Raw genomic sequence first — 25,174 nt, 5'->3', positions numbered from 1 at the left:
GTCCGTCAGGAATCCCGCTGTCCGTCAGGAGGCCAACAGGTCCTGGCGGGCAGCGGCTTCTGCCTGGATGGCTGAAACGACGGCCTGGACACGGGGTGAACGCAGGGCCTCCGGGCGGGCTACGGCCCAGATGGGCAGCCGGCGTTCGAATTCAGTGGCCAGCACGGGTTCGAATCCCTCCCGTCCGGCCACCATGAAGTTCGGCAGCAGGCCGATCCCGGCTTCACGGCGCACTGCTTCCACCTGCGCGAAGATACTCGTGGCCTGGAAGGTTGAGCGGGGATCGGGGAGCCCTGTGGACCGGTGGCCCAGTTCTTCCACCAGGAGCGTTGACTCAACGTAGGAGACGAAGCCATGCCCGGACAGCTCATCAGCCGTCTGCGGTATCCCGTGGCGCTGGAGATAGCCGGGGGCGGCATAGAGCCGCAGCACGTAGTGGCCCAGGGGAATCGACTGCGCCGTACTGACGTCGGTGTGCCCCACCACCACCTCCAGGTCCACTCCGGAGCGGTTCTGGCTCACCTTGCGGGTAGCGGAAAACATCTCGACGCTGATGCGCGGATGCTCGGCCTGCAGGCGGACCAGGGCGGGCGTGACGAACTCCGCTCCAAACCCGTCAACGGTGCTGATCCGCACCAGGCCTGCCAGGGGATCGGCATCCCGTGCGAGCGCGCAGCGCAGGTTCCCGAGGCTCTCTTCGATGGCTTCGGCAGCCCGGACGGCCTCGGCTCCCAGTGCTGTCAACTCCCAGCCGCGCGGGGTGCGCGAGAGGGTGCGGCCGCCCAGCTGCTTCTCCAACGCGATAATCCGGCGCGAAATGGTGGTGTGGGTGGTGCCCAGGGTCTCTGCCACTGCGTTGAAGCGTCCCAGCCTGGCGACGGTGAGAAGGATGAGCAGGTCATCGGGACTGGGCAGGCGGCGATCAGTTTCCACGACCGTGTTCCTCCTCCTGGTGGCTGAGCCGGACGCCGCTGCCACCCCGGCGGCTTCCCGGGAAGGAAACAGCACCGGTGTGCACGGCTGCACATGCGGTCTGTGCATTCTGGCCTTGAACGCACCCTAGCAGGGTGCGAGTCTGGTTCCGCGGCGGACGCGCAGCCCTATCTCAGCAACAGCAGGACCTAAGCAAAGGAGCTTAACCATGGCAGAAGTGGGATGGATTGGACTGGGGAACATGGGCGGGCCGATGGCCGCGAACCTGGTCAAGGCCGGTCATAACGTACGCGGTTTCGATCTCAGTCCGCGGGCTGTCGCGGCAGCCGAAGCAGCCGGTGTCCAGGCCGTTGCCAGCATTGCCGAAGCGGTGGCCGGCGCCGACGTCGTCTTCACCATGCTCCCCAAGGGCGAGCACTCCCGCGCCGTGTACCTGGAACCGGACGGAATCCTGGCCCACGCCTCGATGGACACACTGCTCATCGATTCCTCGACGATTGACATTGAATCCGCCCAGGCGCTGCATGATGCAGCGGCTGCGGAACGGTTCCGTTTTGTGGATGCCCCGGTCTCCGGCGGCATGAGCGGGGCACAGGCCGGCACCCTGACGTTCATGGTCGGCGGCGCCGAAGACGCGGTTGCCGATGCCGCGGTGTTCATCGAGCCGATGGCCGGCAACGTGATCCCTACCGGCGGCCCCACCACGGGACAGGCCGCGAAGATCTGCAACAACCTCATGCTGTTCATCAACCTGGCGGCCACCGCGGAAGGAGCGGTCCTGGCCGACAGGCTGGGACTGGATAAGCAGGTGTTCTGGGACATCGCCTCCGTCTCCTCCGGAGACAGCTGGGCGCTCCGCACCTGGTACCCGGTTCCGGGTGTCGTGGAGACGGCGGCGTCGAACAATGATTTCGAACCTACGTTCACCACGGAACTGGCGAACAAGGACATCAACCTCGCCATCGCCGCAGCCCGGGACACCGGGACTCCGCTGGAAATCGGTGAGCATGTCCAGCAGCTCTTTGCCCGGCTGATCGACGCCGGGCAGGCCGGCAAGGACTGCTCCATGATCGTGAAACTCGTGGACGGCTCCCTGCAGGGCACCACGACGCCCGCCCAGGTCCCCGCGCCGTAGCGGCGCCCAACGAATCGAGAACCCATGCAGCGCATACCGCACGTCATCAACGGCAAACACGTCCCGGAAGCAGAGCGCTACGGGCCGGTCTTCAACCCGGCGACCGGAACCCAGGAAAAAGAGGTGGCCCTGGCCTCCGTGTCCCGGGTGGAGGAGGCCATCCAGGCTGCACGCGTTGCCCTGCCGGGCTGGCGTGCCACGTCCCTGGCCCGGCGCACCAACATCTTCTTCAAGGTCCGCGAACTGCTCACCGAACGCAAGGGCGAACTCGCGGCCATCCTGACCAGCGAGCACGGGAAGGTCCTCTCCGACGCTGAAGGCGAGATCACCCGCGGACTGGAGAACATCGAGTTCGCGACAGCCCTGTCCCAGACGCTGAAAGGGGAGCGGTCGGAGCAGGTGGCCTCCGGCGTCGACGTGCATTCCATCCGCCAGCCGGTTGGCGTAGTTGCCTGCATTACCCCGTTCAACTTCCCGGCCATGGTGCCGCTGTGGATGATTGGAAGCGCCCTGGCCTGCGGCAACACCGTCCTGCTGAAGCCCAGTGAAAAGGACCCCTCCGCCTCCGTGTTCATCGCGGAGCTGTTCGCCGAAGCCGGCCTGCCGGACGGCGTGCTGAACGTGGTGCACGGAGACAAGGAAGCCGTGGACGTGCTCCTGGAGCACCCGGAGGTGAAGGCCGTCAGCTTTGTCGGGTCGACGCCGATTGCCCGCACGATCTACCGGCGCGCGGCGGAACACGGCAAGCGTGTCCAGGCCCTGGGCGGCGCCAAGAACCACATGGTAGTCCTGCCCGACGCCGACCTGGACATGGCTGCTGACGCTGCAGTCTCCGCAGCCTACGGGTCGGCGGGAGAGCGGTGCATGGCAGTCAGCGTCCTGGTGGCCGTGGGCAGCATCGCCGATGACCTGGTCGAGGCTGTGCGCTCGCGGATGGTGGGCTTGAAAATTGGCACCGGCACGGATCCCTCCTCCCAGATGGGTCCGCTGATCACCGCCGAGCACCGGGACAAGGTGGCCTCCTACGTGGCCGGTGCCGCTGAGGAAGGCGCCACCGTGGTGGTGGATGGCCGGGAAGCACAGTTCGACGGCGACGGGTTCTTCCTGGGCGTCAGCCTGCTGGATCATGTGAAACCGGGGATGAAGGCCTACGACGACGAGATTTTCGGGCCCGTGCTCTCCGTCGTCCGCGTTCCGACCTACAACGACGCCGTGCAGCTGGTGAACGAGAACCAGTACGGCAACGGGACGGCGATCTTCACCCGCGACGGCGGTGCGGCCCGGGCCTTCGAGTTCGACGTCGAAGCCGGCATGGTGGGCGTGAACGTTCCCATTCCCGTGCCGGTGGGGTCCTTCTCCTTCGGCGGCTGGAAGGACTCGCTCTTTGGCGACACCCACATGTACGGTCCGGACTCGATCCGCTTCTACACCCGCGGCAAGGTGGTAACCACGCGCTGGCCGGACCCGGCGACGTCGGAAATCGACCTGGGTTTCCCGCAGGTACTGTAGCGGCTTAGGCCCGTCGGATCTGGGGCAGCAGCCGGGCTGGGCCCAGCTGCTGCCCCAGCAGGATCCAGCCCAGGATGCCCTGGACGGCAATGCCCGCGAGAAGCAGCACCAACGCTCCGGCAGCGGTATTCCCGGCGCCGTCCGGAGGCGCCAGCCACAGCCAGCCTGCCAGTCCCGCATGGACGACGGCGGCGGCCAACAGTGCGCCGGCCCGAAGCGGAAAACCGTGCCGTACCGGTCCGGTTCCCAGCACCGCAGCGGTGAACAGGCAGCCTGTCGCCGCCAGATAGACGGTGACAATCCAATGGACGGGCATCGACTGCTGCATCGCATTGAACAGTCCGGTATGGAACATTGCCCACATTCCGCCGGCAATCAGCACGGTGGCGGTTACTGGATGTGTGAGGAGGCGTGCCGCCGGCCCATTGACCAGGCGGAGGAGCCGGGACGCCGGAACGTCCTCGAGCGTTTTCAGGGCCAGGGCCACCGGACGAGAGAGCACCAGCAGCAGCGGTCCGGCCATACCGGCCAGGACGTGGGACAGGCTGAGGGCCGTGAGGTCCACATGCGCCCATCCCGCGATCGGTTCCAGCACTGTCAGCAGTACCGTCAGCACCCCGGCGAGGAAACCCACCAGCCGCCAGGCCGGCCAGTGTCCGGACCTCTTCGAGACGGCACCGGCCCAATATGCGGCGACGGCGGCCACGGCGGGTATCAGGAAAAGGGACTCTGCCGGGAAATCGCCGTGGTTATGCATGCGCTGCTGCCGGACGGGTCGGTGGACAGGGGAAACGCACTGTCCGGGAACGCACTGTCTGGGACGGCGTCATGTTTTCGAACGTAACACCGCACCGGTCCCCGATGAACCCTCCTGCCCTAACCCGCACGTTGACAGATCCCGATCCCCGGCAAGGATAGAGGGCATGTGGACGGGGACCCTGGAATTCGATCTGCTGCTTGACGACGTGCATTCCCTGAAGCAGAAGCGGTCGCTGGTGCGCCCGCTCGTAGCGGAACTGGCACGCAGGTTCGCTGTTTCCGCCGCCGAGACCGGCCAGCTGGATCTTCACCGTCGCGCGGAGACTGGAATCGGAATTGTGTCTGCGGACCGGGCCCACGTCGTCGAGGTGCTCGACGCCGCCGAGCGGCTGGTGGCCTACCGGCCGGAAGTGCAGCTGCTCAGCACCCGGAGGCGGGTGCTGAGCAGCGAGGATGAGTAGGGCCTAGTACGCCTTGACCCGCTGCTCCACGATCAGGTGGATCAGCGCGAACTTCTTCTCTTCATCAATGGCCTTCAACGCCGCCTCGATCGCTGCCGGTACATCGGCGTCGTTCTCCACACGGACGCCGAACCCGCCGAACGCCTGTGCCATCAGCGCGAAGTCCGGGTTCTTCAGCTGGGTGCCGGAGATGCGGTCCGGGTAGTGCCGTTCCTGGTGGGTGCGGATGGTGCCGTATTCCTGGTTGTCCATCACCACCACCAGCGGGGTGGCACCGTACTGCGCCGCGGTGGCAAGCTCCTGCCCGTTCATCATGAACTCACCGTCCCCGGCGATGGTGACGACGCGGCGGCCCGGGTACGCCAGGGACGCGGCAATTGCCGAAGGCACCGAGTAGCCCATGGAACCGTTGCGGGCACTGAGCATCGAGGCGTAGCGGCGGGTGGGGAAGTACCGGTGCGCCCAGTTGGTGTGCTCGCCGGCGCCCAGGGTGATCATCGCGTCCTGGGGCAGGGTAGGCACCAGGTTGGCCATCAACGTGTCCATCCGGGCCGGGCCGGAGCCGGGTTCGGCCGGGGGAAGCGCCGCAAAGGACTCCTGCTCCTTCCGCATGCGGGAGGTCCAGGCCTTCCACTCGTCCTTCACCGGCAGGTCCATCATGACCAGGTCACGGACGAAGACATCCGGCTTGGCGACGATCTGGTAGGACACCGGGCCGGAGCGTCCGCGCAGCGAAGGATCGATGGTGACCAGGAAGTTCTTCTTCTCCCAGTCCTGACGCACCACGAAGCCGTCGGTGATCACATCGCCCGGGACGGTCCCCACGAACACCAGCAGGTCGGTTTCTTCCAGCAGGTCGTAGGTCGGCTTGGGCCGGCCGTACCCGATCGGGCCCACATAGGACGGCGAATCGAAGGAAATGGTGCCTTGGCAGCGCCATTCAGCGGCTGCCGGAAGATGGTGTTCCTCCAGCCAGCGGGTGAGGGACTCGGCGCCTTCCTGGGTCCAGTCGTTGCCGCCGGTAACGAACAGCGGCTTGTCTGCCTCCTTGAGCGCAGCCTGCAGGGCCTTCCAATCCGTGACGGTCATACCGCCCGGAGCAACGGGGATGGGCGGGTGGAGCGCCGGGCTCACCTCGCGGCGGATGACGTCCTCAGGCAGGCCGACGACGACGGGGCCCGGGCGGCCGCTCATGGCGGCGAAAAACGCTTCGGCCACGATCTCGGACGCCCGCTCGGCGTGGTCCAGCACCATCACACGCTTGGCGCCGGTATCGAACCAGGCTTTGATGTCGAATTCCTGGAAGGCTTCGCGGTCCCGGTGTTCAAAGGGGATGAGCCCTACGAAGAGGACCATGGGGGTGGAGTCCTGCCAGGCGGTGTGGAGGCCAACGTGGGCGTTTGCGGCGCCGGGGCCGCGGGTCACCATGGCGATGCCGGGGAGCTGGTTCATCTTGCCGTCAGCTTCGGCCATGTAGGCCGCGCCGCCCTCGTGGCGGCACACTACGGTTTCAATCTCGCTGTTGTGCAGTCCGTCCAGCACATCGAGGAAGCTTTCTCCGGGAACCACATAGGTGCGCTGAACGCCGTGGGCAATAAGGGAGTCGACAATGACGTGGCCGGCGGTCTTCACCTCCGCCCGGTCGGCAGGGGGAGAGGATACCGGTGCAATCTGAGTCATCTTCGACCTTTCTTCCTTGAAACGTTGAGCTGCCCTCCCCGGCCGGCACTGGCCGGGACGGCGCATCCCTATGTTCTACCCCATTCGCAGGCCGGTTCAGCAGATCATGAGCCAATGTGAAGGCTTTCCTTCCGGCGCCTTCATCCCCTCCTGGTGGCCGCCCGCGCCAACCATGCGGAACAATGGGGCGGGTGAGTTCCCCAGCCGCCCCGCAGCCAGTGTCCACCACCCGTTCCTCTGCCCAGAGCACCGACGAACGCCTTTATGCCCAGATTTATGCCCAGATTGCCGCCGAGCTCGGTGTGGCCGCGTGGCAGGTGCGTGCCGCCGTCGAACTCCTGGACAGCGGATCAACGGTGCCCTTCATTGCCCGCTACCGCAAGGAAGCCACCGGCACGCTGGATGACACCCAGCTCCGCGAACTCGATGAACGCCTGCGCTACCTGCGCGAACTGACGGACCGGCGCCGGGCGATCCTGGATGCTGTCGACGCCCAGGGCAAGCTCACGCCCGAGCTGCGGGCGGCAATCGAGGCTGCGGACACCAAGTCCCGGCTGGAAGACATTTACCTGCCCTATAAGACCAAACGGCGGACCAAGGCGCAGATCGCCCGTGAGGCCGGGCTGGAGCCCTTGGCCGAGGCGCTCCTGGCCAACCCGTCCCTGGACCCGGAGAAGGAAGCCGGCCGCTACCTGGGAGAGGGCGTTCCGGACACTGCCGAAGCGCTCGCCGGTGCCCGCGCCATTCTGATCGAACGTGCAGGGCAGGACGCAGACCTGCTGACCACGGCCCGGGAGAAACTGTGGAAGCAGGGGCGCCTGCGCTCGCAGGTCCGGGCCGGAAAGGAAACAGAAGGGCAGAAGTACGCGGACTACTTCGACTTCTCCCAGGCGCCGTCGGGGATGCCGTCACACCGGGTGCTGGCACTGCTGCGCGCGGAGAGCGAAGGGATCCTGGAACTGGGCCTGGCGGAAGCCGATCCGGGGGACACGCAGGCCCTGGCCCAGGCACGGCAGCGGTTCGAGAACACTGTGGCAGCCCGGCTCGGCGTAGCAGCCCGGGGACGGCCGGCTGATGCCTGGCTCCAGCAGACCGTGCAGCTGGCCTGGCGGCGGATTCTGGCGAAGCTCTCCGTGGACCTGAGGGTCCGGTTGTTCCAGGAGGCAGAAACCGAAGCCGTCCGGGTCTTCGCTGCCAACCTTCGGGATGTCCTGCTCGCGGCTCCGGCCGGCAACCGAGCCACCCTGGGCCTGGACCCGGGCCTGCGCACCGGCGTGAAGGCAGCGGTGGTGGACGGCACCGGCAAGGTTGTCGCCACGGACACGGTCTACCCGCATGCACCGGCCCGCAAGTGGGATGAGGCACTGGTCCGGTTGGGCAACCTGGTTCGGAAACACGGGGTGGATCTCGTCGCGATCGGCAACGGAACGGCGTCCCGCGAAACGGACAAGCTGGCGGCCGAGCTGATGCGGCTGGTTCCGGAAGCGAAGCTGCAGAAACTCGTGGTCTCCGAAGCCGGAGCCTCCGTGTATTCGGCCTCCGCCCTGGCTGCTGCCGAACTTCCGGGTATGGATGTTTCCCTCCGCGGAGCCGTCTCGATCGCCCGGCGGCTGCAGGACCCGCTGGCTGAGCTGGTCAAGATTGATCCGAAGTCCATCGGCGTGGGCCAGTACCAGCACGACATCACGGCCGCCCGGCTGGACCGGTCGCTGGACGCGGTCGTGGAGGACTGCGTGAACGCCGTTGGAGTGGATGTCAACACGGCCTCCCCGGCGCTGCTCAGCCGGGTTGCCGGCGTCGGACCGCTGCTGAGCGAAAACATCGTGGCCTACCGCAACGCCAACGGGCCGTTCGCCCGGCGCCGGGACCTGATGAAGGTCCCGCGCCTGGGCGCCAAGGCGTTTGAACAGTGCGCAGGGTTCTTGCGCATCACCGGAGGAAGCGATCCGCTGGACGCTTCCAGCGTCCACCCGGAGTCGTACGGGATTGCCCGCAGGATCCTCTCCGCGGCCAAGGCAGAGATGACTCCCGCCGGTGCGGACCTGCAAGGGCTTGACCCGGCGGCCTTCGTGGATGAGAACACCGGTCTGCCGACCGTCATGGACATCATGAATGAACTGCGCAAGCCCGGACGCGATCCGCGCCCGGCGTTCAAGACCGCCACCTTCTCCGAGGGCATCGAAAAGATCGCTGACCTGCGGCCCGGCATGGTGCTCGACGGCGTGGTCACCAACGTGGCGGCCTTCGGTGCCTTCGTGGATATTGGCGTTCACCAGGACGGGCTCGTGCACATTTCGGCCATGTCTTCCACGTTCATTTCGGACCCGCGCGACGTCGTGAAGTCCGGCCAGGTGGTGAAGGTGAAGGTGATGGAGACCGATCCCGAGCGGAAGCGGATTTCGCTGACCCTCCGGCTCGAGGACGAACTGCCCTCCAGCACCCGCAAGGAAACCGGGCGTCCCGCACGGGCGGGACGCCCGGCCCCGGCGTCCAAGGCGCAGCCAGGCAAGGCAGGCCGCCCGCCGCGCCGGGAAACGGCCGCCCCGCAGCCGGAAGGGCCGATGGCTGAGGCGCTGCGCCGGGCCGGTCTGGCCTAGCGCCGGCTTAGAGCCGGCAGCTTAGCGCCGCGGGCTCAGCCGTCGGCCGAGGTCGGTTCCTGGAGTGCGTCTTCGGGACGGCGGTGATCGTGTTCTGCTTCGTCAGCTCCGCCGGAATGGGCAGCCGGGACGGTACCCGCGGCATGTGTTCCCTGTTCCTCGCGGATGTTGCCCGCGGGCTGCTCCGTTTCTCCAGGCGTCCGCGGCGCCCCCGTGGGCTCGGGCTGCGGGGCGCTGGGACCCAGGGGATCCTCGGCGTCGTTGGCGGGTCCGGTCGGTTCAGTAGTCATGGGGTGTCCTTTCGGGTCGTTTAGCTGGCCGGCTGCTGGTTCAGCAGGCTGTCCTGCAGACTCTCCAGCAGGTCCCTCGGGCTGGCGTAAACCTGTTTGGCGCCGGCCTCGAGCAGCTCCGCTTCGCTGGTTCCGCCGCAGGTGAGTGCGATCGTCGGGATTCCCAGTTTGGCGGCAGACCGCACGTCCCAGACGGAGTCGCCCACAAAAACTGTCTCCTGGGCCTGCAGCCCGGCGGAGTCCAGGGCCGCCTGGAGGATGTCCGGAGCGGGCTTGCTCTGCTCGGCGTCGGAGGAACTGGTAGCGCCGGTGATGGCGTCGTCGGCATCGATCGCGGCGCGCAGCGCGTCCAGATCCGCGGAGGAGGCAGAAGATGCCAGGACGACGGCGAGCCCGTCGGAGGCGACTTTGCGCAACAGCTCTGCCGCGCCGTCGAACGCCCGAAGGGAGGGCCAGGACGCGGAGAAGAGCGCACCGTGGCTCGAATCGAGTTTCTCCTCTTCCTCCGCGGACGGATCATCATCCAGCAGGTGGCTGACGAGCTTGTCACCGCCCATCCCGATAGCCCGGTGGATGGCCGCCATGGGAATGTCATAGTCCAGCTGGCGGAAGGCCTGCCACCAGGCCACTGTGTGGAGGTAATTCGAATCAACCAGCGTGCCGTCCACGTCGAAAAGCACGCCGCGCAGGGCCTGGGTTGTCTCCGGCATTCAGTTCCCCTTCGGTTGGGTGATGGTTGCGGGCGAGTCTAGCGGGGATGATTCGGCAGCGCCCGGTGGGCCAAGGAAAACCAGCAGCTGCGACTCAAGCACGGATGCATTGCGCATTTCGCATTCCCAGACCACCAGGGCTTCCCAGCCGGCATCGTTCAGTGCCTGGAGGGCGGCGGCGTCCCGGGCGAGCGTCCTGGCCCGTTTCGCGGCCCAGAACTCAGGATTCGTTGCCGGTGCGTGCGTCCCGGCGGGACAGGAATGGGTGTGCCAGAAGCATCCGTTGACGAAGATGACTTTGCGCCTGCCCGCGAAGACCAAGTCCGGCTTTCCCGGCAGGCTTCCCCCGCGCGTGGCTCCGTGCAGCCTGAACCGGTAACCGGCGCGGTGAAGCAGGCGCCGGATCAGCAGTTCGGGTTTGGTGTTCTTGGAGCGGATCCGGGACATGTTCCGGCTGCGCTGCTCCGGAGAGACCGTATCTGCCATGCCGCCAGTCTAGGATGCCCGCCGGCTTTGCTGCCCCGGGCTCCGCTAAAGCCGGGAACTCCTAGCCATGGCGTTCCGGCGGGCATAGCTTTGGCTGTAGTGATGCCGGCGAGAGGACAGCGGTTCAATGGCCCACATCAGGATTTTGGCGACCGGAGGAACCATTGCCTCAAGGTCCGGACAGGACGGAGCGTCCTCCGCGGAACGTGCTGAGAAGCTGGCGGCCGGGCTCTCCGGCCGGCACAGCTACTCGGCCCAGGACGTCACCAACGCCAACAGCTACCAGCTGCGCCTGGGCGAGGTTCGGCTGATCGCGGAGGCCGTCCACGCTGCGGTCATGGACGACGGTGTGGACGGCGTCGTCGTCACGCACGGCACAGACACCATGGAAGAGACAGCCTTCCTGCTGGACCTGGTGCACGACTCACCCAAACCGGTGGTCTTCACCGGCGCCCAACGGCCCGCGGACAGCAAGGTGGCAGACGGTCCGGGCAACCTGGAGGACGCCGTCACGGCTGCGGCGGCTCCCCAGCTGCGGGGCTGCGGGGTCCTGATCTCCTTCGCGGGGGAGATCCTTGGCGCACGCGGAACCCGGAAACTGCACACCCTGGCGGAGAGTCCATTTGGCGGCGGCGTTCCGGTGGCGCATTTCGTGGCGGGAACGCTGCACGTCACCGCCGTGCCGGTTCGGCAGAAACCCCTGCCGCTGCCCGGCGAAGACTTTGACAATGCCCGGGTGGAGATCATCGAGTGCGCCCTCGGAACCACGCCGGAGCTGTTCTCCTACGCCGTGCGGTCCGGAGCCAACGCCGTCGTACTCGCTGGTACGGGCACGGGTAACGCCGGAGCCGGCTTCGCCGAAGCAGTCCAGGACGCAGTGCGCGCCGGGTGCCCGGTGATTCTGTGCAGCCGGGTGCCGGCGGGAGGCGTGGTTCCGGCCTACGGTGCCGGCGGCGGAGTGAACCTGGTCCGGGCCGGTGCCATCCCGGGCGGAGACCTGGGTCCGTCCCAGGCGCGGATGCTCGCCGCACTGCTGACCTCCCTGCCCGCTACCCAGGACGAAATCCTGCAGGCACTCACCACGGGGGCGTCACGTGGAGGCTAAAGGTCTCGATCACGCAACGGCTGCCAAAGTTGCCGGGAAAGGGGTCCGAAAACTCGTCAGCCGACTTACCATTAATCGCACTGAAGGTACCCCTTACAAGGAGGTAAGAGATGTCGGGCTACTTCAAGCTGGTTGACGCCCACGACGGCGCATTCCGGATCAAGCTCATTTCCGGTGACGGAGCACTGATGGCAGTCTCCGCAATGTTTCCTACGAAGGAAGCTGCTGCGGCAGGGATTGAGCAGCTCCGTGAGATTGCCGGGACCGGGCCAGTGGTGGACCACAGTAAGGATGCCGACGTAATAGCTGACGCAAACAGGAACAGCGGTACGGCGAAAGCATCGTAAGTCCGCCGCTGATTGAGGTCTGTCCCTGGCCTTTCGTGCCCGGCGCCCCACACGCCGGGAACGGGAGGCCTTTTACTTTTTAACCCTGCAGGTCAGGTGCCCTGCAGGTCCTCGTCTTCACCTTCGGCCGGTTGCTGTGACCTTTCCTGTCCGGTTCCCGGATCGACGTTCGTGTCACCTTCCGCCGGGCTCTCGTTGTGGGTACGTTCCTCATCGTGCGGATTCGTGCTCATGAGTTCCTCCATCCTCGGTAAAGCGCGTCCGGTGGTGGCGGCAGCTTCCCGTCAATGCCGGAGCTGGCCGGATGGCCGATGTGTTCAAGTCTAGGAATCGCCGGGCGCTTGCGACAGGCCCTAAGGGGAGTGCAGCCAGTCCCGGGGCACTGTCACAAGCGCCGGACAGCCCCTAGGCAGGACGGCGTACCTGCCGGTAGCGTTTGCCCGATGCAGCCAAAAGACGCAGATGTCATAGTGGTGGGGGCCGGGCTGGCGGGCCTGGTAGCAACGGCCGAACTCGTGCACGCAGGGCGCTCCGTGCTCCTTGTGGAGCAGGAAGGCGAACAGAGCCTGGGCGGCCAGGCCTGGTGGTCCTTCGGTGGCCTGTTCCTGGTGGACTCGCCCGAACAGCGGCGGCTCCGGGTCAAGGATTCCGTGGAACTGGCCTGGCAGGACTGGCTGGGTACGGCCGGCTTCGACCGCGAGGAGGATTACTGGCCGCGGCGTTGGGCGGAGGCCTACGTGAACTTCGCGGCGGGAGAAAAACGTTCCTGGCTGCACCAGATGGGCCACCGTTTCTTTCCGGTAGTGGGCTGGGCTGAGCGCGGAGGCTACGGCGCCACGGGTCCCGGCAACTCCGTGCCCAGGTTCCACATCACCTGGGGGACCGGTCCCGGCGTCACCGCACCGTTTGAAGCCAAGGTGCGCGACGGCGTCGCCCGCGGCCTGGTCCGCCTGGCCTGCAACCACCGGATGGAGTCCCTCGTCACCAGTGCGGGCACGGTGGCCGGGATCCGCGGCAGCGTCCTGGGGAGAACCACGACGCCGCGTGGCCGCTTGGCCTCCCGCGACGTGGTGGGGGAGTTCGAGTTCTCGGCCGGCGCCGTCGTCGTAACGACGGGCGGTATTGGCGGCGACCATGCCTTGGTGCGGGATGCCTGGCCGGCGCGGCTCGGGACACCACCCGCGACGATGCTCAGCGGTGTGCCCCAGCATGTTGACGGGCGGGGGATCCAAGCCGCCCAGGATGCCGGCGGACGGGTCATTAATCCGGACCGGATGTGGCATTACGTGGAAGGCATCAAGAACTGGAATCCGGTGTGGCCCAACCACGGTATCCGGATCCTGCCGGGTCCGTCCTCCCTCTGGCTGGACGCTGCAGGAAACCGGCTGCCCGGTCCGCTGTTCCCGGGTTTCGATACGCTCGGGACGCTGGAGCACCTGCGTAGCACCGGTCATGACTACAGCTGGTTTGTGTTGAACAAGGCCATCATCCGCAAGGAATTCGCCCTCTCAGGCTCGGAGCAGAATCCGGACCTGACCGGCAAGTCTGTCCGTGACGTCCTCAAGCGGGCCACCGCAGGCGTGCCCGGCCCGGTCCAGAAGTTCCTGGACCATGGGGAGGACTTCATCACCGCTTCCAGCGTGCCGGAACTGGTGGCCGCGATGAACACCCTGGCCAAGTCCGCCACGGACGGCCGGGCGCCGGTGCTTTCCGCCGAGTCGGTCCTGGCGGAACTGCAGGCCCGGGACCGGGAGATCGCCAACCCCTTCAGCAAGGATGCGCAGGTGACGGCGATCCGCGGCGCCCGCACCTACCTGGGGGACCGCTTGATCCGCACCGCCGCTCCCCGGCCCATCCTGGACCCCAAGGACGGACCGCTGATCGCAGTGCGGCTCTCCGTCCTCACCCGCAAGACCTTGGGCGGACTCGAAACAGACCTGGACAGCCAGGTGCTGGGCGCCAACGGTACACCCGTTCCCGGCCTGTTTGCCGCCGGTGAAGCTGCCGGCTTCGGCGGCGGGGGCATGCACGGATACCGCTCCCTCGAGGGAACGTTCCTGGGTGGATGCCTCTTCAGCGGGCGGGCCGCAGGGCGGGCCGCCGCACGTTGACGCCCCAACGCCGCTTAAACACACTGGGCCGGTACCGCCGCGGCGGTACCGGCCCAGTCCCGGGTGGTTATGCCCCCGGGTTGAACTTCTTGAACTGCCGGTAAGCCTTTGACGCGTTGAAGAACTCCGTGGAGGGCTTCATCCACAGAACGACGACCGCTGCAACCGGGAGCAGCACGCCCAGGACGGTCAGTACCGCCATCAGGCCGCCGGCGCCTGCGCCGGCGAGGTTGAAGATGCCCAGGACGGCGAAAACGGTCGCTACGATTCGCGCCCAGTTGTGGCCCTTGCGGATAAACAGGGCTACCAGCAGAGCGATAGCGGTGCTGACGACAGCGAAGAACAGGGTCGTCATCAGGGCGACGCCGATGATCATGTCGAGCTCTTCGGCCGTGAACTGGCCGCCCACGGTTGCCTGGTACTCGCTGGAGTTCAACCAGGAGATCCCAACCGGGATGCTGATGATGGTCAGGGCTGCAGCGGCAATCAAGAGCCAGAAGCCCAGGTCCACCTGCTTAGGGCGAACCGGTGCCGGCGGCGCTGCCGGTGCCTGGCCGCTCGAGTACGCGTTGTAGCTGTAATTGTTTGCCGGAGGCATTTGCTCGGACATTATTCCCCTCAGAATGTTCTGCAATGCGGGTGCGTGCCGATGGCTGCAGGGGCCGCCGGCGTAGGACAGAAGACAGCATAGTTACCATCCGTCACTTCTGCCTCCCCAAAACGGCTGAGTTTCCGCGAAATCCGCCCTATAGGAGTTTTTTGACCTGCTCCGGAAGGACTAGTTCAGTGTTGCCAGCGCCGGGTAGGAGGTCTGCGCGCCGGGTCCGGCCGCGGCCAGGGCTGCGGCGCGGGATGCGAACGCCGCGGCCTCGGCGAGCGTGCTTCCACGGGCCAGGCGTGCCGCCACCGCTGCCGTGAAAGCATCGCCGCACCCGGTGGTGTCCACGGCATCCACGGGTATTGCCGGGATCGCCTGCACGGCAGGTTGGGAGGACGGATCCAGGACTACCGACCCGCCGGCTCCGAGGGTGACCACGGCGCGGCCGATACCGCGTGTGGCCAGTGACTGGGTTACTGCTGGCCAGTCGGCCGCGGGATCGCCGATTCCGCTGAGCTGGCCTGCCTCATGGACATTCACCAGCAGGACGTCGGTCAGGGCGAGCAAATCCCGCGGAACGTCCCGGTAAGGGGAGAGGTTCAGCAGGACCTGCGCTCCGGCTGAATGCGCGCTCTCGGCCGCGGCCACGACCGTTTCGAGCGGTACTTCCAGGCTGAGGCACAGCACCGCAGCGTCCGTAAAGAGGGACGCCGGCAGGTCACTTCCCTGGAGGGTCCCGTTGGCTCCGGGGGAGACGATGATGGTGTTCTCGCCGGCAGCGTCGACCACGATCATGGCCGTCCCGGTAGCGGTCCCTTCCCGGCGGACAACTGCCGAGATGTCCACTCCGGCGCCGGCAGCCGCTTCCAGCAGCAGATCGCCGTGGCCATCGGCACCAACCGCGCCGCAGAGCACGACGTCGGCACCCAGGATCGCGGCAGCAGCCGCCTGGTTGGCACTTTTACCGCCGGGAACGATCACCAGTTCCGAACCGGTAAGGGTTTCACCGGGCTGGGGGAACCGCTCGGTGCGTACTGTCAGGTCGGCATTAAGCGAGCCGACCACCACAACCTTGTTCCCGCTCACGCCTGGACCTCCCCGATCCGTTCGAGGGCGTCGATGACCAGGTCCCAGAACCGCTCGTGGTCAAGGTCCATGGCCACCGACGTCGTGCAGTCAGCCGGTGCAGGGGCCCGGAAATCGGCCACGGTCATTCCGAGGGTCTTGGTGCCCGTCAATTCGACATCGAGCGGAACCCGGCGGGTGGTCATGACCTTTGGGTCAATCACCAGGGCCACGGCACAGGGATCGTGCACGGGAGGGGCCGCAAAGCCCTGCGCGTCGCGGTAGGACGTGCGGAAGAATTCGAGCAGTTCTCCGACGAACGTGGCCGGAGCGGTGCCGACTGCTGTGATCCGCTGGACGACGTCGTCGGTCGCGAGTGCCTGGTGCGTCAGGTCCAGCCCGACCATCGTCAGCGGCCACTTCTCGTGGAAGACAATATGGGCGGCTTCGGGGTCGATGATGATGTTGAACTCGGCCACGGCGGACCAGTTGCCGGTGTGGTAGCCGCCGCCCATTAGCACCACCTCCTTCACCCGCTGCGCGATCCGGGGTTCCTTGCGGACCGCCAGGGCAATGTTGGTGAGCGCGCCGGTGGGCACCAGGGTGACGGTTCCGGGCTCGTGGGACATCACCGTGTCGATGATCAGGTCCACTGCATGCCCGGAATCGAGCTCGATGGCCGGCTCGGGAAGGACCGGCCCGTCCAGCCCGGATTCTCCGTGGATGTCCGGTGCGGTTTCCACCGTGCGGACCAGCGGGCGGGCGCAGCCGGCCGCGAAGGGCACATCGGTGATTCCGGCGACGCGAGCCACGGAGAGCGCATTCCGCGTGACCTTCTCCAGGGTCTGGTTACCCATCACCGTGGTCACGGCCAGGAGCTCGATCTCCGGGTTTCCGTGGGCCAGCAGGAGGGCAATGGCATCGTCGTGGCCGGGATCGCAGTCCAGGATGATCTTTTGCGGCATAGCTGTGGTGCTCATGTCTTTCGGTGCGGGGGCGCCTCAACGGGCACCGGGTCTGCCCTCAATCATAGGGAACTGCGCAGCGGTCAGCGGGTGGCGAGGCGGTGCTTCAAGCCGAGCCGGACCGAGGACCACTCGTTGTCCAGGATGGAAAAGACGACGACGTCGCGCCGGGAACCGTCCACCCACAGTTCGTTGCTGCGCAGCACTCCGTCCTGCTTGGCGCCCAGCCGGGCAATAGCGGTCCGGGACGCATAGTTGTGCCAGTGCGTCCGGAACTCCACAGCGATGCAGTCGAGTTCTTCAAAGGCCCGCGTGAGCAGCAGGTATTTGGTCTCGGCATTGATCGAGGTCCGCTGCGCGCTCTCGGCAAGCCAGGTGGAGCCGATCTCCAACCGGCGGTGCTCGGCCTTGATGTTCATGTACGTGGTCATGCCGCAGAGCTTTCCGGTGTCCAGGCGGCGGATGGCCCACGGTGCCATGGTCCCGGCTGCCTGGTGTGAAAGCCGCGCCTGGACCTCCGCTGCCATTCCCACCGGAGCAGGGATCCGCGTGTACCAGAGCTTCCAGAGTTCCCCGTCTTCGACCGCCTCAACCAGCTCGGGAACATGGGCCTCCTCCAGCGGTTCAAGCCGTACGGTGCGGCCTTGCAGGGTAACGGGCGTGGAGAAGCTCATGGGCTCATCCTAGGGGTGCTGCCGGCAGGGGAATAAGAACGGCGTACCGTCAGTTCACCCATTAGATGCAAAAGCATGAAATTAGGCGTTACCGAAAGGGGCCGTTGTGGCCAAGCGCAGGATCGTCATCATCACCGCTGGGCTGGGTGTGCCCTCTTCCAGCCGCATGCTGGCCGACCAGCTGGGCGCCGCAGCCAGGGACGTGCTGACGGAGGCAGGGATCGACGCTGCCGTCACTACCCATGAGCTGCGTGAGTACGCGGTGGACATCGCGAACACCATGGTCGCCGGGTATGCACCGCCGAACTTGGAGGCGCTGCTCAACGAAGTGATCGACGCCGACGCGCTCATTGCGGTGACGCCGGTCTTCACGGCCTCGGTGTCCGGACTCTTCAAGTCCTTCTTCGACGTGATCGACAAGGACTCGCTGGACGGCAAGCCCGTGCTGATCGGGGCCACCGGCGGCAGCGCCCGGCACTCGATGGTGCTCGATTTCGCCATGCGGCCGCTGTTCGGATACCTCCGCGCCCGGCTGGTGCCCACCGCCGTCTACGCCGCGCCGGAAGACTGGGGAGCCGGTGCTTCCGGAGCCGCCGGCCTGGACCGCCGGGTGCGGCAGGCCGGCGCGGAACTGGCAGGCCTGCTGCGCGGCGGGACCGGCCTGCAGCAGGAGACTGCTCCCGCAGCGCCGGGCCGGACTGCGGTCCACGGCTCGATGGAGTCGCTGCCGTTCGAGGAGCTGCTGGCCCAGACCCAGCGGCGGTAGAGCGGCTAAGGCCGTTCCACGAAGGCGAGCACGCGTGCCGGGCTGGCAGTGCCGCCAACGATCTTCAGCGGTGACACCACAACCATGGCGCCGGTGGCCGGCAGCTGGGCGAGGTTCTGGAGCAGCGTGACGCCGTACTTGTTGTTGCCGAGCAGGTAGTAATGGGCAGGGAACGGCGGGTCGAACGCGCCCGCATTGCCCGCGTCGATCCCCACCGTCTCAACGCCCAGTCCGGCGATCGGGGTTTCCTCCGCCAGCCATTTGGCGCATGCTGCGGAAATCCCCGGCGTGTGGGAACCGGTCTCGTCGATGTTCAGGAAGGCATCGGCGTCGTCCACGAATTTGTCCCAGCCGGTGCGCAGCAGCAGCCAGCCGCCGTCGGGCAGCGCTCCGTGCTCCGCTTCCCACGCCTTGATGTGTTCCGGCTCCACCAGGAAATCGGGGTCCGCCGCAGCTTCGGCGCTGAAGTCCAGGACAACGGCGGGACCGGTCAGGCGCTTGACCGGGATCTCGGACACGTCGTCGCCGTCGCGTCCCGTGACCCAGTGCGACGGCGCATCCACGTGGGTGCCGATGTGTTCACCGGTATGGATGTTGTGGTGCTTCCAGAACGGACCTGGTTCATTGAAGGCGCTGACCTCTTCGAGGCTGAAGTCGATCAGGTTCACGAACGGATCCGGCAGCTTCAGCGTCGGGATCTCACTGCTCAGGGGCGCCGTGAGGTCCACGATCTCCAGCGTTCCGCCGTCGAGGGCGCCGAGGAAGTCCTGGATCACACCGGGGTTGATGCTGTTCTGCGCCATGTTCGGGTCCTGTCCTGCGGTTGCGGAAATGTTTGCCTGAGAATACCGCCCACGCCCCGCCGGAGCGGCAAAAGCGAAGTTCTGTGCCGAATCATGACGCAGGCACGGTTGGGACTGCTGCGGGCGCATCCTAGAGTCTTGGTAGGAAGTTGCGTCAGACCCAGGCAGGAGCCGCACGGATGGATCAAATGAATGTCGCCGCGCTGGTGGGCCGCACGCTCGCCAAGTTGGGGGCCGGACACGCCTTTGGCGTGGTGGGCAGCGGCAACTTCCATCTCACGAACGCCCTGCGCGGGAACGGCGTCCCTTTTACTGCCGCGCGGCATGAAGGCGGAGCTGCCACGATGGCGGACGCCTACTCCCGGATGTCCGGCCTGGTCTCGGTTCTTTCCACCCATCAGGGCTGCGGCCTGAGCAACGCCGCGACCGGAATCGCTGAAGCCGCGAAGTCGCGCACCCCCATGATCGTCCTGACAGCCGACGCCGCCGGGGCTGCTGTCCGGTCGAACTTCCGGATCGACCAGGATGGTTTCGCCCGCAGCCTCGGAGCCGTTCCGGAGCGGGTGCACTCTGCCGCCAGCGCGGTTGCCGATACGGTCCGGGCGTTCCGAACAGCGCAGAACGAGCGCCGCACGGTGGTCCTCAGCGTGCCCCTGGACGTCCAGGCCCAGCCGGCACCCGACGGCACGCCGGACCGGCTGATGCCGGTTCTTCCCGGCGGCCGTATCCGGCCCGATGCCGTGCTGGTCCGCGGACTGGCCGACTGCCTCAGCCACGCGAAGCGTCCCGTGTTTGTTGCCGGACGCGGTGCCCGGGCAGCCGGATCCGAGCTGAAGATGCTCGCCGCCCACTCGGGAGCCCTGCTGGCAACATCGGCCGTAGCGAGCGGCCTCTTCGCCGGCGAGGAGTTCAACCTCGGAATCGCCGGTGGTTTCTCCACCCCGGAAACGGCCGCACTGATCAGCGAAGCTGATCTCATCATTGGGTGGGGCTGCACCCTGAATATGTGGACCATGCGCCACGGTTCCCTGATCCATCCCGACGCCGTGGTGGTGCAGGTGGACGTGGAGGACTCAGCGCTGGGAGCGAACCGCGACATCCATCTTGGCGTGCTGGGCGACTGCGCCGTCACGGCTGCCGACGTGCTCGCCGAACTGCGGGCTGTTCGTCCGGAACCCCTCGAAAACTACCGGACAGCCGATGTTGCCGGGCGCATCGCGGCGGGTTCGCGCTGGCAGGACGTGCCGGTGCAGGACATTTCAACCCCGGAGCAGATCGACCCCCGCGTGCTGACGCTGGAACTGGACCGGCTGCTGCCCGCGGAGCGCCTGGTTTCCGTGGATTCGGGCAACTTCATGGGCTATCCCTCCACCCACCTCACCGTTCCGGACGAGTTCGGGTTCTGCTTCACGCAGGCGTTCCAGTCCATTGGCCTTGGCCTGTCCACCGCGATCGGTGCCGCACTGGCCCGGCCGGACCGCCTGCCGGTCCTGGGCACCGGCGACGGCGGCTTCCTGATGGGCATCTCGGAACTCGAAACGGCAGTCCGGCTGCGGCTCCCGCTCGTCGCGATCGTCTACAACGACGCCGCCTACGGTGCCGAAGTACACCATTTTGGTGCAGCGCCCGAGCCCGTCGATATGGCTGCCGTAACCTTCCCCGACACCGACATCGCGGCCATCGCCCGCGGCTGCGGGGCGGCGGGAATTACCGTACGCAGCACCGCCGACCTGGCGGGGGTCACCGAATGGCTGGCCGGCCCGCGGGACGCTCCGCTGGTCATCGACGCCAAGATTGCCAACGACGGCGGCGCCTGGTGGCTGGCGGAGGCCTTCAAAGGCCACTAATCCCGGCTTCTCTGCCCGGCCGAGGGTTACAGGCCGGGAGTGTCCTGGTTGTCCGGGCGATCTTCCCAGCCCAAGTTGGAAGCCATGCGCTGCAGGACGGTGACCAGGGCCGCGTATTCCTCTTCGGAGACCTCGGAGGTCAGCTGTTCCCGGATCCGCTCGACGGCGCCGCGCAGGTTTTCAAGGCTGCGGGTGCCCAGGTCCGTCAGGGCATAGGTTCCGTCATTCACTTCCACCCAGCCGCTGTCGGCCAGTTCTTCGATCAGCTCGGCCGAGGTGCCGGTTTCTACGGGCGGGAAGAAAGGACGGAGCTGGTCAGCCAGTTCCTTTTCGGTGACGGGGCCGCTGGTGAGCACATTCATCATCTGCCACTGCAGGCGGGTGACTCCGTGTTCCTCAAAGCTCGCGCCGAACTGCTCATCGACGAGCTGGTCCACCAGTTTGAGCCAAAATCCTATGGGACGTTCCTGGGTAGCCATCCCCCCACTGTACAAACCAACACGGACGCTGGGAATGGCCAGCCTAGAGGCGGGCCTGCATTCCGCAGGCAGGGCAGGGTGCAGAGCGGGCCAGCTCCACGCACACCACGCAGACGGGCAGGTGGCCGTTGTCATCCCTGAGCGGCCGGTTCGGCATTTTCTTGCCGCAGTAGGGAACCGGACGGCGGGCGCGCTGCATGGCCCGCCGCTTGCAGGGGGTGCAGAAGACGTGGACCAGCTCATCGGTGTCGTCCGTCGGGGTATCCAGCGGGCGTGTGTCCGCCACCGGCGTCGGGCGGACGGCTTCCTTGAGGCTCATGTTCCTTCCTTGGCAACACTGCAGTTGCGCAGGGCTGAGTGTCCTGCAGCATTTTCCAAGGTACCGATTTCTACAATTGGTAGAAGTTGTTTCAGCCCGTCGCGAGGCGCAAGGCGGCGCGGAAACCGTGCATTTTGCTGTGCCGGATTTCACCGGCCGCTGTGGCGCGGAACGGGGAACTACTGCAGAAGTTCCCGGATATCCTCTGCGGTCAGCGCTGAACTGAACACGGCGTCGTCGTCCATCACTGAGGAGAACAGTGCAGCCTTTTGTTCCTTCAGGGCCATGACTTTTTCCTCGATGGTTCCTCTGGCCACCATCCGGTAGACCATCACCGAGCGGGTCTGGCCGATGCGGTGGGTCCGGTCCACGGCCTGCGCCTCGGTGGCAGGGTTCCACCAGGGATCGAGCAGGAACACGTAGTCGGCCTCGGTCAGGTTCAGGCCGAATCCGCCCGCTTTCAGGCTGATCAGGAAGACCGGGGCTTCGCCGTCCTTGAACCGGGAAATGACCTCGGCGCGGTTGCGGGTGGAACCGTCCAGGTATGCGTAGGGGATTCCGGCCTCCTGAAGCCGGGCTTCGGCGAGCTTGAGGAAAGACGTGAACTGGCTGAAGACCAAGGCGCGGTGCCCTTCGGCGGTGACGTCTTCGAGCTGCTCGAACAGTGCGTCCAGCTTGGCCGAGGGGACTCCGGCGTTCTCCGGATCGACCAGCGAAGCATCGAGGCTGAGCATGCGCAGCAGGGTCAGGGAGCGGAAGACGATCATCCGGTTCCGGTCCATGTCCTGCAGCAGGCCCATGAGCTTCTGCCGTTCCCGCTGCAGGTGCGTTTCATAGATCTTGCGGTGCTTGGGGCTGAGGTCCACCTCCAGCACCTGTTCCTGCTTGGCGGGAAGATCGGAGGCCACTGCCTCCTTGGTCCGGCGCAGCAGCAGCGGTTTGATCCGGCGGCGCAGCCGGCCCAGCTGCTCCCGGTCCTGGGACTTTTCGATGCGGCGCTGGTACTCCTCCGCGAACTTCCGTGCGGAGGGGAACAGCCCGGGCGCCACGATGGCGAACATGGACCACAGTTCCATGAGGTTGTTCTCCATCGGGGTGCCGGTGATCGCCAGCTTGAATGGTGCAGGGAGCTCCCGGGCGCACTGGTTGGCCCGGGTGGTGCGGTTCTTGACGAACTGCGCTTCGTCCAGGATCAGCCCGTCCCATTCCTGGGCGCGGTAGGCCGCAAAGTCCAGGCGGAAGACGGCATAGGACGTCACCACGATGTCCGCCCCTGCGATCACGTCGCCGAGTTTGCGGCGGGACTTGGAGCTGGTGTCCGCGATGGACACCGTCTTCAGTCCGGGAGTGAAGCGGGCAGCTTCGGAGACCCAGTTGGGAACCACCGACGTCGGAGCCACCACGAGGAAGGGCCTGCGGGCGGGATTTTCCCCGGCCGCGGGCGCGGAGGTTGCCGGGCTGGTCTGTGCCTGGGTTTCGCGGGCCCGGGCAATGAGCGCCAGGGTTTGCAGGGTCTTGCCCAGGCCCATGTCGTCGGCGAGCACACCGCCCAGCCCGTGCTCCCACAGGAAGGCAAGCCAGTTGTAGCCTTGCACCTGGTACGGCCGAAGCTGGGCCTGAAGTCCGGCCGGAAGCGGTACCGGGTCCACTGCCTCAAGGTCCAGCAGCCCGCTGACGGCCGAACGCCACGCGGCCGCCTGCTCGGTCTCCTCGGCGAGTTCCTCCAGTTCGGCCCACAAACCGGCCTGGTACCGGCTGATCGAGAGGCCGCCGGTGTCCCACTCCTGCAGCGCCTGGGCTTCCTCGATGAGGGCGTGGAGCTTGGCGAATTCCGGCCGGTCCAGGGACATGTACGTCTTGTCCACCAGTTGGATCTTGGTCTTCCCCTTGGCCATCGCCTTGAACACGTCCGCAAAAGGCACTTGGCGGCCGTCCACCGTGATCATGACGGCCAGGTCGAACCAGTCCCGCCGGTCAGTCTCCACCGTGGTGATTTTCAGCTGCGGAGCAGACGTCAGTTCGCGGTAGTCCGGGCGCTCACCAAGGATTTCGACCCGGATGCCGTCCGTTTTCTGCAGCTTGGGAATGGTGTATTCGCTGAACTCTGCCGTGTCGATGTCGTGCAGCACGGTGTTGCGCGGGGGACCTCCCAGCACCCGTGCGGCGGACTCCAGCAGCACGGCTTCGCCGCCGACGTCGCGTGCGGCCGGGTCGCCGGGTGAGGGCTGGGCGTCCAGGGCCATCCGGGACGAGGCGGTGCCCTGCCGGTATTCGTAGTCCCAGCTCAGGGCCAGTTCATCGCCGGGCTGGAACGCCGCAGTCAGGACCAGCATCGGCGGTTCAACTTCCGGGAACTGGACCGACTCATCGCTGCTGACCACCGGGAGGACCTGGCGGAGCTTGGGGTAGAACTTCTCCAGGAACAGGGCGGTATCCGCTTCCGGGATGGTCACCGGCGCGTTGCCTGCCAGCAGGTTCCGGTCCTGCTCGGTCAGGGTCCGCGGGCTCGGCGCCAGCAGGATGGTGCCGTTGGCTGAACGGACATACAGGCCATGGGTGCCGATGACCCCTGCCGTGTCCAGGGGGTAGGGCTGGCCGTCGATTTCCAGGCTCGGCAGCAGCTGCAGCGGCGCGGTGTCCCCCGCGGCCGTGGCGCGGACATCAAGGGCCAGGACGGCCTCGGTGCCCACCTGGACGGTGACGTCTTTTTTGGTCCCCACGAACTGCACCTCGAGGCGCTGGGCTTCCTCCAACAGTTGCCACAGCAGGGGATTGGCGAAGTCATCGAGGTAGAGCCACGAGTCGTTCTGCCCGAAATATGTCACGCCGTTGGAGCGGTGCAATGCCGGGAACTGGGAGAACCAGCGGTGCTGTTCCGGGTCCAGCTTCAGTCCGTAGGTCTGGTAGGCAAGGTTGGTCCAGGCCAGGTTGTTCTTCACCCATGCTCCGCGGGCATTGCGCACTACCGGCCGGACGCCCAGCCGCCAGGCCGGAGCCCGGGATCCGCGCCGGGCGGGCGGTCCCCACACACTGGAGGACCCGCCGTCGCGCCTGCGCAGTTCGAACTGCAGGCCGAGCGGTGTGATCTGCCGCCGCTCGGGAGTGGAACTGCCCTCAAGCAGGGTTTGCAGCGATTCCTGCCAGGCCGGCACGGCGGGTTTGGCCGGGGTGCTGCGCAGCTCCTGCCGCGCAATGAGGTGCTGGGTGTTGCTCTGCAGGGCCGCCGCCGCCACATGCTTGCAGTCGTAGCCGAGGGGGCAGCTGCAATGGTTGTCTGCCAGCCGGTAGTCACCCTGCCGTTTGGGCTCAAGCACCAGCATGGTCCGGTACGGCGTGCTGGCATGGCCACGGACCCGTGCCCGCAGGACAGCCCCCGGCGCATCCCAGTCCAGGCTCTCGACGGCGCCGCCCTTGGCGTAGCTCTGGCCGCGTTGGAACGCCGTGCCGCCCACTACGCGGATGATGTCCGTGACATCCACAAGGGGCAGGGTTTCAGGCATGGAATCATCGTCTCACGCAGGGCCGACACACCCCA

General features: G+C 66.6%; 24 protein-coding genes. 9 read left to right on the top strand and 15 right to left on the bottom strand.

All coding sequences use genetic code 11. The features are described from left to right. Window positions 1-24: 24 nt before the first annotated feature. Complete coding sequence (locus tag LOC59_RS12775) at window positions 25-933, bottom strand: LysR family transcriptional regulator (protein ID WP_227897597.1); 909 nt, start codon at window positions 931-933, stop codon at window positions 25-27. A 169-nt stretch (window positions 934-1,102) separates the two neighbouring features. On the opposite strand from LOC59_RS12775, the gene mmsB reads away from it, so the two are divergent. Together mmsB and LOC59_RS12765 are read left to right on the top strand one after the other, a co-directional pair. Then, complete coding sequence (mmsB, locus tag LOC59_RS12770; protein ID WP_331460461.1) at window positions 1,103-2,068, top strand: 3-hydroxyisobutyrate dehydrogenase; 966 nt, start codon at window positions 1,103-1,105, stop codon at window positions 2,066-2,068. Between the two features lie 24 nt (window positions 2,069-2,092). Beyond that, window positions 2,093-3,577 (top strand): CoA-acylating methylmalonate-semialdehyde dehydrogenase, encoded by a 1,485-nt coding sequence (locus LOC59_RS12765; RefSeq protein WP_229972373.1) that lies wholly within the window; start codon window positions 2,093-2,095, stop codon window positions 3,575-3,577. Between the two features lie 4 nt (window positions 3,578-3,581). Here the strand turns inward: LOC59_RS12765 and LOC59_RS12760 are convergent, their stop codons facing one another. Next, on the bottom strand, window positions 3,582-4,334 hold the full coding sequence (locus tag LOC59_RS12760; protein WP_229972371.1) for a cytochrome c oxidase assembly protein: 753 nt from the start codon (window positions 4,332-4,334) through the stop codon (window positions 3,582-3,584). Between the two features lie 166 nt (window positions 4,335-4,500). On the opposite strand from LOC59_RS12760, the gene LOC59_RS12755 reads away from it, so the two are divergent. Next, complete coding sequence (locus tag LOC59_RS12755) at window positions 4,501-4,797, top strand: DUF503 domain-containing protein (protein WP_229972368.1); 297 nt, start codon at window positions 4,501-4,503, stop codon at window positions 4,795-4,797. A gap of 3 nt (window positions 4,798-4,800) precedes the next feature. Here LOC59_RS12755 and LOC59_RS12750 read toward each other — a convergent pair whose 3' ends face one another. Then, window positions 4,801-6,477, bottom strand: coding sequence for a thiamine pyrophosphate-dependent enzyme (locus tag LOC59_RS12750; RefSeq protein WP_227897601.1), 1,677 nt, complete (start codon window positions 6,475-6,477; stop codon window positions 4,801-4,803). Window positions 6,478-6,659: 182 nt separating this feature from the next. On the opposite strand from LOC59_RS12750, the gene LOC59_RS12745 reads away from it, so the two are divergent. Next, a complete protein-coding gene (locus tag LOC59_RS12745; protein WP_231713742.1) occupies window positions 6,660-9,074 on the top strand; it encodes a Tex family protein in 2,415 nt (804 codons plus the stop codon). 35 nt (window positions 9,075-9,109) lie between these two features. On the opposite strand, the gene LOC59_RS12740 is transcribed toward LOC59_RS12745, so the two are convergent. Genes LOC59_RS12740 through LOC59_RS12730 form a run of 3 tightly spaced genes read right to left on the bottom strand, consistent with a single transcriptional unit; the run spans window position 9,110 to window position 10,560 of the window. Further along, complete coding sequence (locus LOC59_RS12740) at window positions 9,110-9,364, bottom strand: hypothetical protein (protein WP_227897603.1); 255 nt, start codon at window positions 9,362-9,364, stop codon at window positions 9,110-9,112. A gap of 20 nt (window positions 9,365-9,384) precedes the next feature. Beyond that, window positions 9,385-10,074, bottom strand: coding sequence for an HAD family hydrolase (locus tag LOC59_RS12735; protein ID WP_229972367.1), 690 nt, complete (start codon window positions 10,072-10,074; stop codon window positions 9,385-9,387). Further along, window positions 10,075-10,560 (bottom strand): very short patch repair endonuclease, encoded by a 486-nt coding sequence (locus tag LOC59_RS12730; protein ID WP_229972365.1) that lies wholly within the window; start codon window positions 10,558-10,560, stop codon window positions 10,075-10,077. A 127-nt stretch (window positions 10,561-10,687) separates the two neighbouring features. Here LOC59_RS12730 and LOC59_RS12725 point away from each other — a divergent pair, with 127 nt between their 5' ends. Continuing rightward, the gene (locus LOC59_RS12725; protein WP_227917419.1) at window positions 10,688-11,665 is read left to right on the top strand and encodes an asparaginase; all 978 of its coding nucleotides are present in this window, start codon (window positions 10,688-10,690) and stop codon (window positions 11,663-11,665) included. 110 nt (window positions 11,666-11,775) lie between these two features. Next, window positions 11,776-12,012, top strand: coding sequence for a YegP family protein (locus LOC59_RS12720; protein WP_227897607.1), 237 nt, complete (start codon window positions 11,776-11,778; stop codon window positions 12,010-12,012). Window positions 12,013-12,104: 92 nt separating this feature from the next. On the opposite strand, the gene LOC59_RS12715 is transcribed toward LOC59_RS12720, so the two are convergent. Beyond that, complete coding sequence (locus LOC59_RS12715) at window positions 12,105-12,245, bottom strand: hypothetical protein (protein ID WP_229972362.1); 141 nt, start codon at window positions 12,243-12,245, stop codon at window positions 12,105-12,107. Window positions 12,246-12,455: 210 nt separating this feature from the next. Here LOC59_RS12715 and LOC59_RS12710 point away from each other — a divergent pair, with 210 nt between their 5' ends. Next, on the top strand, window positions 12,456-14,123 hold the full coding sequence (locus LOC59_RS12710) for an FAD-binding dehydrogenase (protein WP_229972360.1): 1,668 nt from the start codon (window positions 12,456-12,458) through the stop codon (window positions 14,121-14,123). Between the two features lie 67 nt (window positions 14,124-14,190). On the opposite strand, the gene LOC59_RS12705 is transcribed toward LOC59_RS12710, so the two are convergent. From LOC59_RS12705 to LOC59_RS12690, 4 genes are all read right to left on the bottom strand, one after another. Continuing rightward, a complete protein-coding gene (locus LOC59_RS12705; protein ID WP_227897610.1) occupies window positions 14,191-14,721 on the bottom strand; it encodes a hypothetical protein in 531 nt (176 codons plus the stop codon). Between the two features lie 180 nt (window positions 14,722-14,901). Further along, entirely contained in the window at window positions 14,902-15,807 is a 906-nt protein-coding gene (locus LOC59_RS12700; protein WP_229972358.1) for a ribokinase, read from the bottom strand. Further along, window positions 15,804-16,751, bottom strand: coding sequence for a uridine-preferring nucleoside hydrolase UriH (uriH, locus tag LOC59_RS12695; protein WP_229972459.1), 948 nt, complete (start codon window positions 16,749-16,751; stop codon window positions 15,804-15,806). The genes LOC59_RS12700 and uriH overlap by 4 nt, the downstream gene beginning before the upstream one ends. An 83-nt stretch (window positions 16,752-16,834) precedes the next feature. Further along, a complete protein-coding gene (locus tag LOC59_RS12690; protein ID WP_229972356.1) occupies window positions 16,835-17,425 on the bottom strand; it encodes a GNAT family N-acetyltransferase in 591 nt (196 codons plus the stop codon). Between the two features lie 106 nt (window positions 17,426-17,531). On the opposite strand from LOC59_RS12690, the gene LOC59_RS12685 reads away from it, so the two are divergent. Next, window positions 17,532-18,191: a CE1759 family FMN reductase gene (locus LOC59_RS12685; RefSeq protein WP_227897613.1), complete on the top strand. Its 660-nt coding sequence runs from the start codon at window positions 17,532-17,534 to the stop codon at window positions 18,189-18,191. A gap of 5 nt (window positions 18,192-18,196) precedes the next feature. Here the strand turns inward: LOC59_RS12685 and LOC59_RS12680 are convergent, their stop codons facing one another. Next, window positions 18,197-18,994, bottom strand: coding sequence for a cyclase family protein (locus LOC59_RS12680; protein ID WP_229972349.1), 798 nt, complete (start codon window positions 18,992-18,994; stop codon window positions 18,197-18,199). Window positions 18,995-19,173: 179 nt separating this feature from the next. On the opposite strand from LOC59_RS12680, the gene LOC59_RS12675 reads away from it, so the two are divergent. After that, window positions 19,174-20,841: a thiamine pyrophosphate-binding protein gene (locus tag LOC59_RS12675; protein ID WP_423722584.1), complete on the top strand. Its 1,668-nt coding sequence runs from the start codon at window positions 19,174-19,176 to the stop codon at window positions 20,839-20,841. Window positions 20,842-20,867: 26 nt separating this feature from the next. Here the strand turns inward: LOC59_RS12675 and LOC59_RS12670 are convergent, their stop codons facing one another. The 3 genes from LOC59_RS12670 to LOC59_RS12660 form a co-directional block, all read right to left on the bottom strand. Further along, window positions 20,868-21,320 carry a MarR family winged helix-turn-helix transcriptional regulator gene (locus LOC59_RS12670; RefSeq protein ID WP_227897615.1) on the bottom strand — a complete coding sequence of 151 codons (453 nt, stop codon included), beginning with the start codon at window positions 21,318-21,320 and terminating at the stop codon, window positions 20,868-20,870. A 43-nt stretch (window positions 21,321-21,363) separates the two neighbouring features. After that, window positions 21,364-21,639, bottom strand: a complete 276-nt coding sequence (locus LOC59_RS12665; protein ID WP_227897616.1) for a hypothetical protein — start codon at window positions 21,637-21,639, stop codon at window positions 21,364-21,366. Window positions 21,640-21,818: 179 nt separating this feature from the next. Then, on the bottom strand, window positions 21,819-25,139 hold the full coding sequence (locus tag LOC59_RS12660) for a DEAD/DEAH box helicase (RefSeq protein WP_229972347.1): 3,321 nt from the start codon (window positions 25,137-25,139) through the stop codon (window positions 21,819-21,821). Window positions 25,140-25,174: the final 35 nt, after the last annotated feature.

The organism is Arthrobacter sp. zg-Y916 (assembly GCF_020907385.1).
Taxonomy (GTDB): Bacteria; Actinomycetota; Actinomycetes; order Actinomycetales; family Micrococcaceae; genus Arthrobacter_B; species Arthrobacter_B caoxuetaonis.
This window is presented reverse-complemented; position numbering and strand designations above follow the sequence as displayed.

Bases quoted from the DNA above. Each gene is read 5' to 3' on its own strand.
- LOC59_RS12765 (WP_229972373.1), top strand. From the start codon at position 2,093: ATGCAGCGCATACCGCACGTCATCAACGGCAAACACGTCCCGGAAGCA.
- LOC59_RS12760 (WP_229972371.1), bottom strand. From the start codon at position 4,334: ATGCATAACCACGGCGATTTCCCGGCAGAGTCCCTTTTCCTGATACCC.
- LOC59_RS12755 (WP_229972368.1), top strand. From the start codon at position 4,501: ATGTGGACGGGGACCCTGGAATTCGATCTGCTGCTTGACGACGTGCAT.
- LOC59_RS12750 (WP_227897601.1), bottom strand. From the start codon at position 6,477: ATGACTCAGATTGCACCGGTATCCTCTCCCCCTGCCGACCGGGCGGAG.
- LOC59_RS12745 (WP_231713742.1), top strand. From the start codon at position 6,660: ATGGGGCGGGTGAGTTCCCCAGCCGCCCCGCAGCCAGTGTCCACCACC.
- LOC59_RS12740 (WP_227897603.1), bottom strand. From the start codon at position 9,364: ATGACTACTGAACCGACCGGACCCGCCAACGACGCCGAGGATCCCCTG.
- LOC59_RS12735 (WP_229972367.1), bottom strand. From the start codon at position 10,074: ATGCCGGAGACAACCCAGGCCCTGCGCGGCGTGCTTTTCGACGTGGAC.
- LOC59_RS12730 (WP_229972365.1), bottom strand. From the start codon at position 10,560: ATGGCAGATACGGTCTCTCCGGAGCAGCGCAGCCGGAACATGTCCCGG.
- LOC59_RS12725 (WP_227917419.1), top strand. From the start codon at position 10,688: ATGGCCCACATCAGGATTTTGGCGACCGGAGGAACCATTGCCTCAAGG.
- LOC59_RS12720 (WP_227897607.1), top strand. From the start codon at position 11,776: ATGTCGGGCTACTTCAAGCTGGTTGACGCCCACGACGGCGCATTCCGG.
- LOC59_RS12715 (WP_229972362.1), bottom strand. From the start codon at position 12,245: ATGAGCACGAATCCGCACGATGAGGAACGTACCCACAACGAGAGCCCG.
- LOC59_RS12710 (WP_229972360.1), top strand. From the start codon at position 12,456: ATGCAGCCAAAAGACGCAGATGTCATAGTGGTGGGGGCCGGGCTGGCG.
- LOC59_RS12705 (WP_227897610.1), bottom strand. From the start codon at position 14,721: ATGCCTCCGGCAAACAATTACAGCTACAACGCGTACTCGAGCGGCCAG.
- uriH (WP_229972459.1), bottom strand. From the start codon at position 16,751: ATGCCGCAAAAGATCATCCTGGACTGCGATCCCGGCCACGACGATGCC.
- LOC59_RS12690 (WP_229972356.1), bottom strand. From the start codon at position 17,425: ATGAGCTTCTCCACGCCCGTTACCCTGCAAGGCCGCACCGTACGGCTT.
- LOC59_RS12680 (WP_229972349.1), bottom strand. From the start codon at position 18,994: ATGGCGCAGAACAGCATCAACCCCGGTGTGATCCAGGACTTCCTCGGC.
- LOC59_RS12675 (WP_423722584.1), top strand. From the start codon at position 19,174: ATGGATCAAATGAATGTCGCCGCGCTGGTGGGCCGCACGCTCGCCAAG.
- LOC59_RS12670 (WP_227897615.1), bottom strand. From the start codon at position 21,320: ATGGCTACCCAGGAACGTCCCATAGGATTTTGGCTCAAACTGGTGGAC.
- LOC59_RS12665 (WP_227897616.1), bottom strand. From the start codon at position 21,639: ATGAGCCTCAAGGAAGCCGTCCGCCCGACGCCGGTGGCGGACACACGC.
- LOC59_RS12660 (WP_229972347.1), bottom strand. From the start codon at position 25,139: ATGCCTGAAACCCTGCCCCTTGTGGATGTCACGGACATCATCCGCGTA.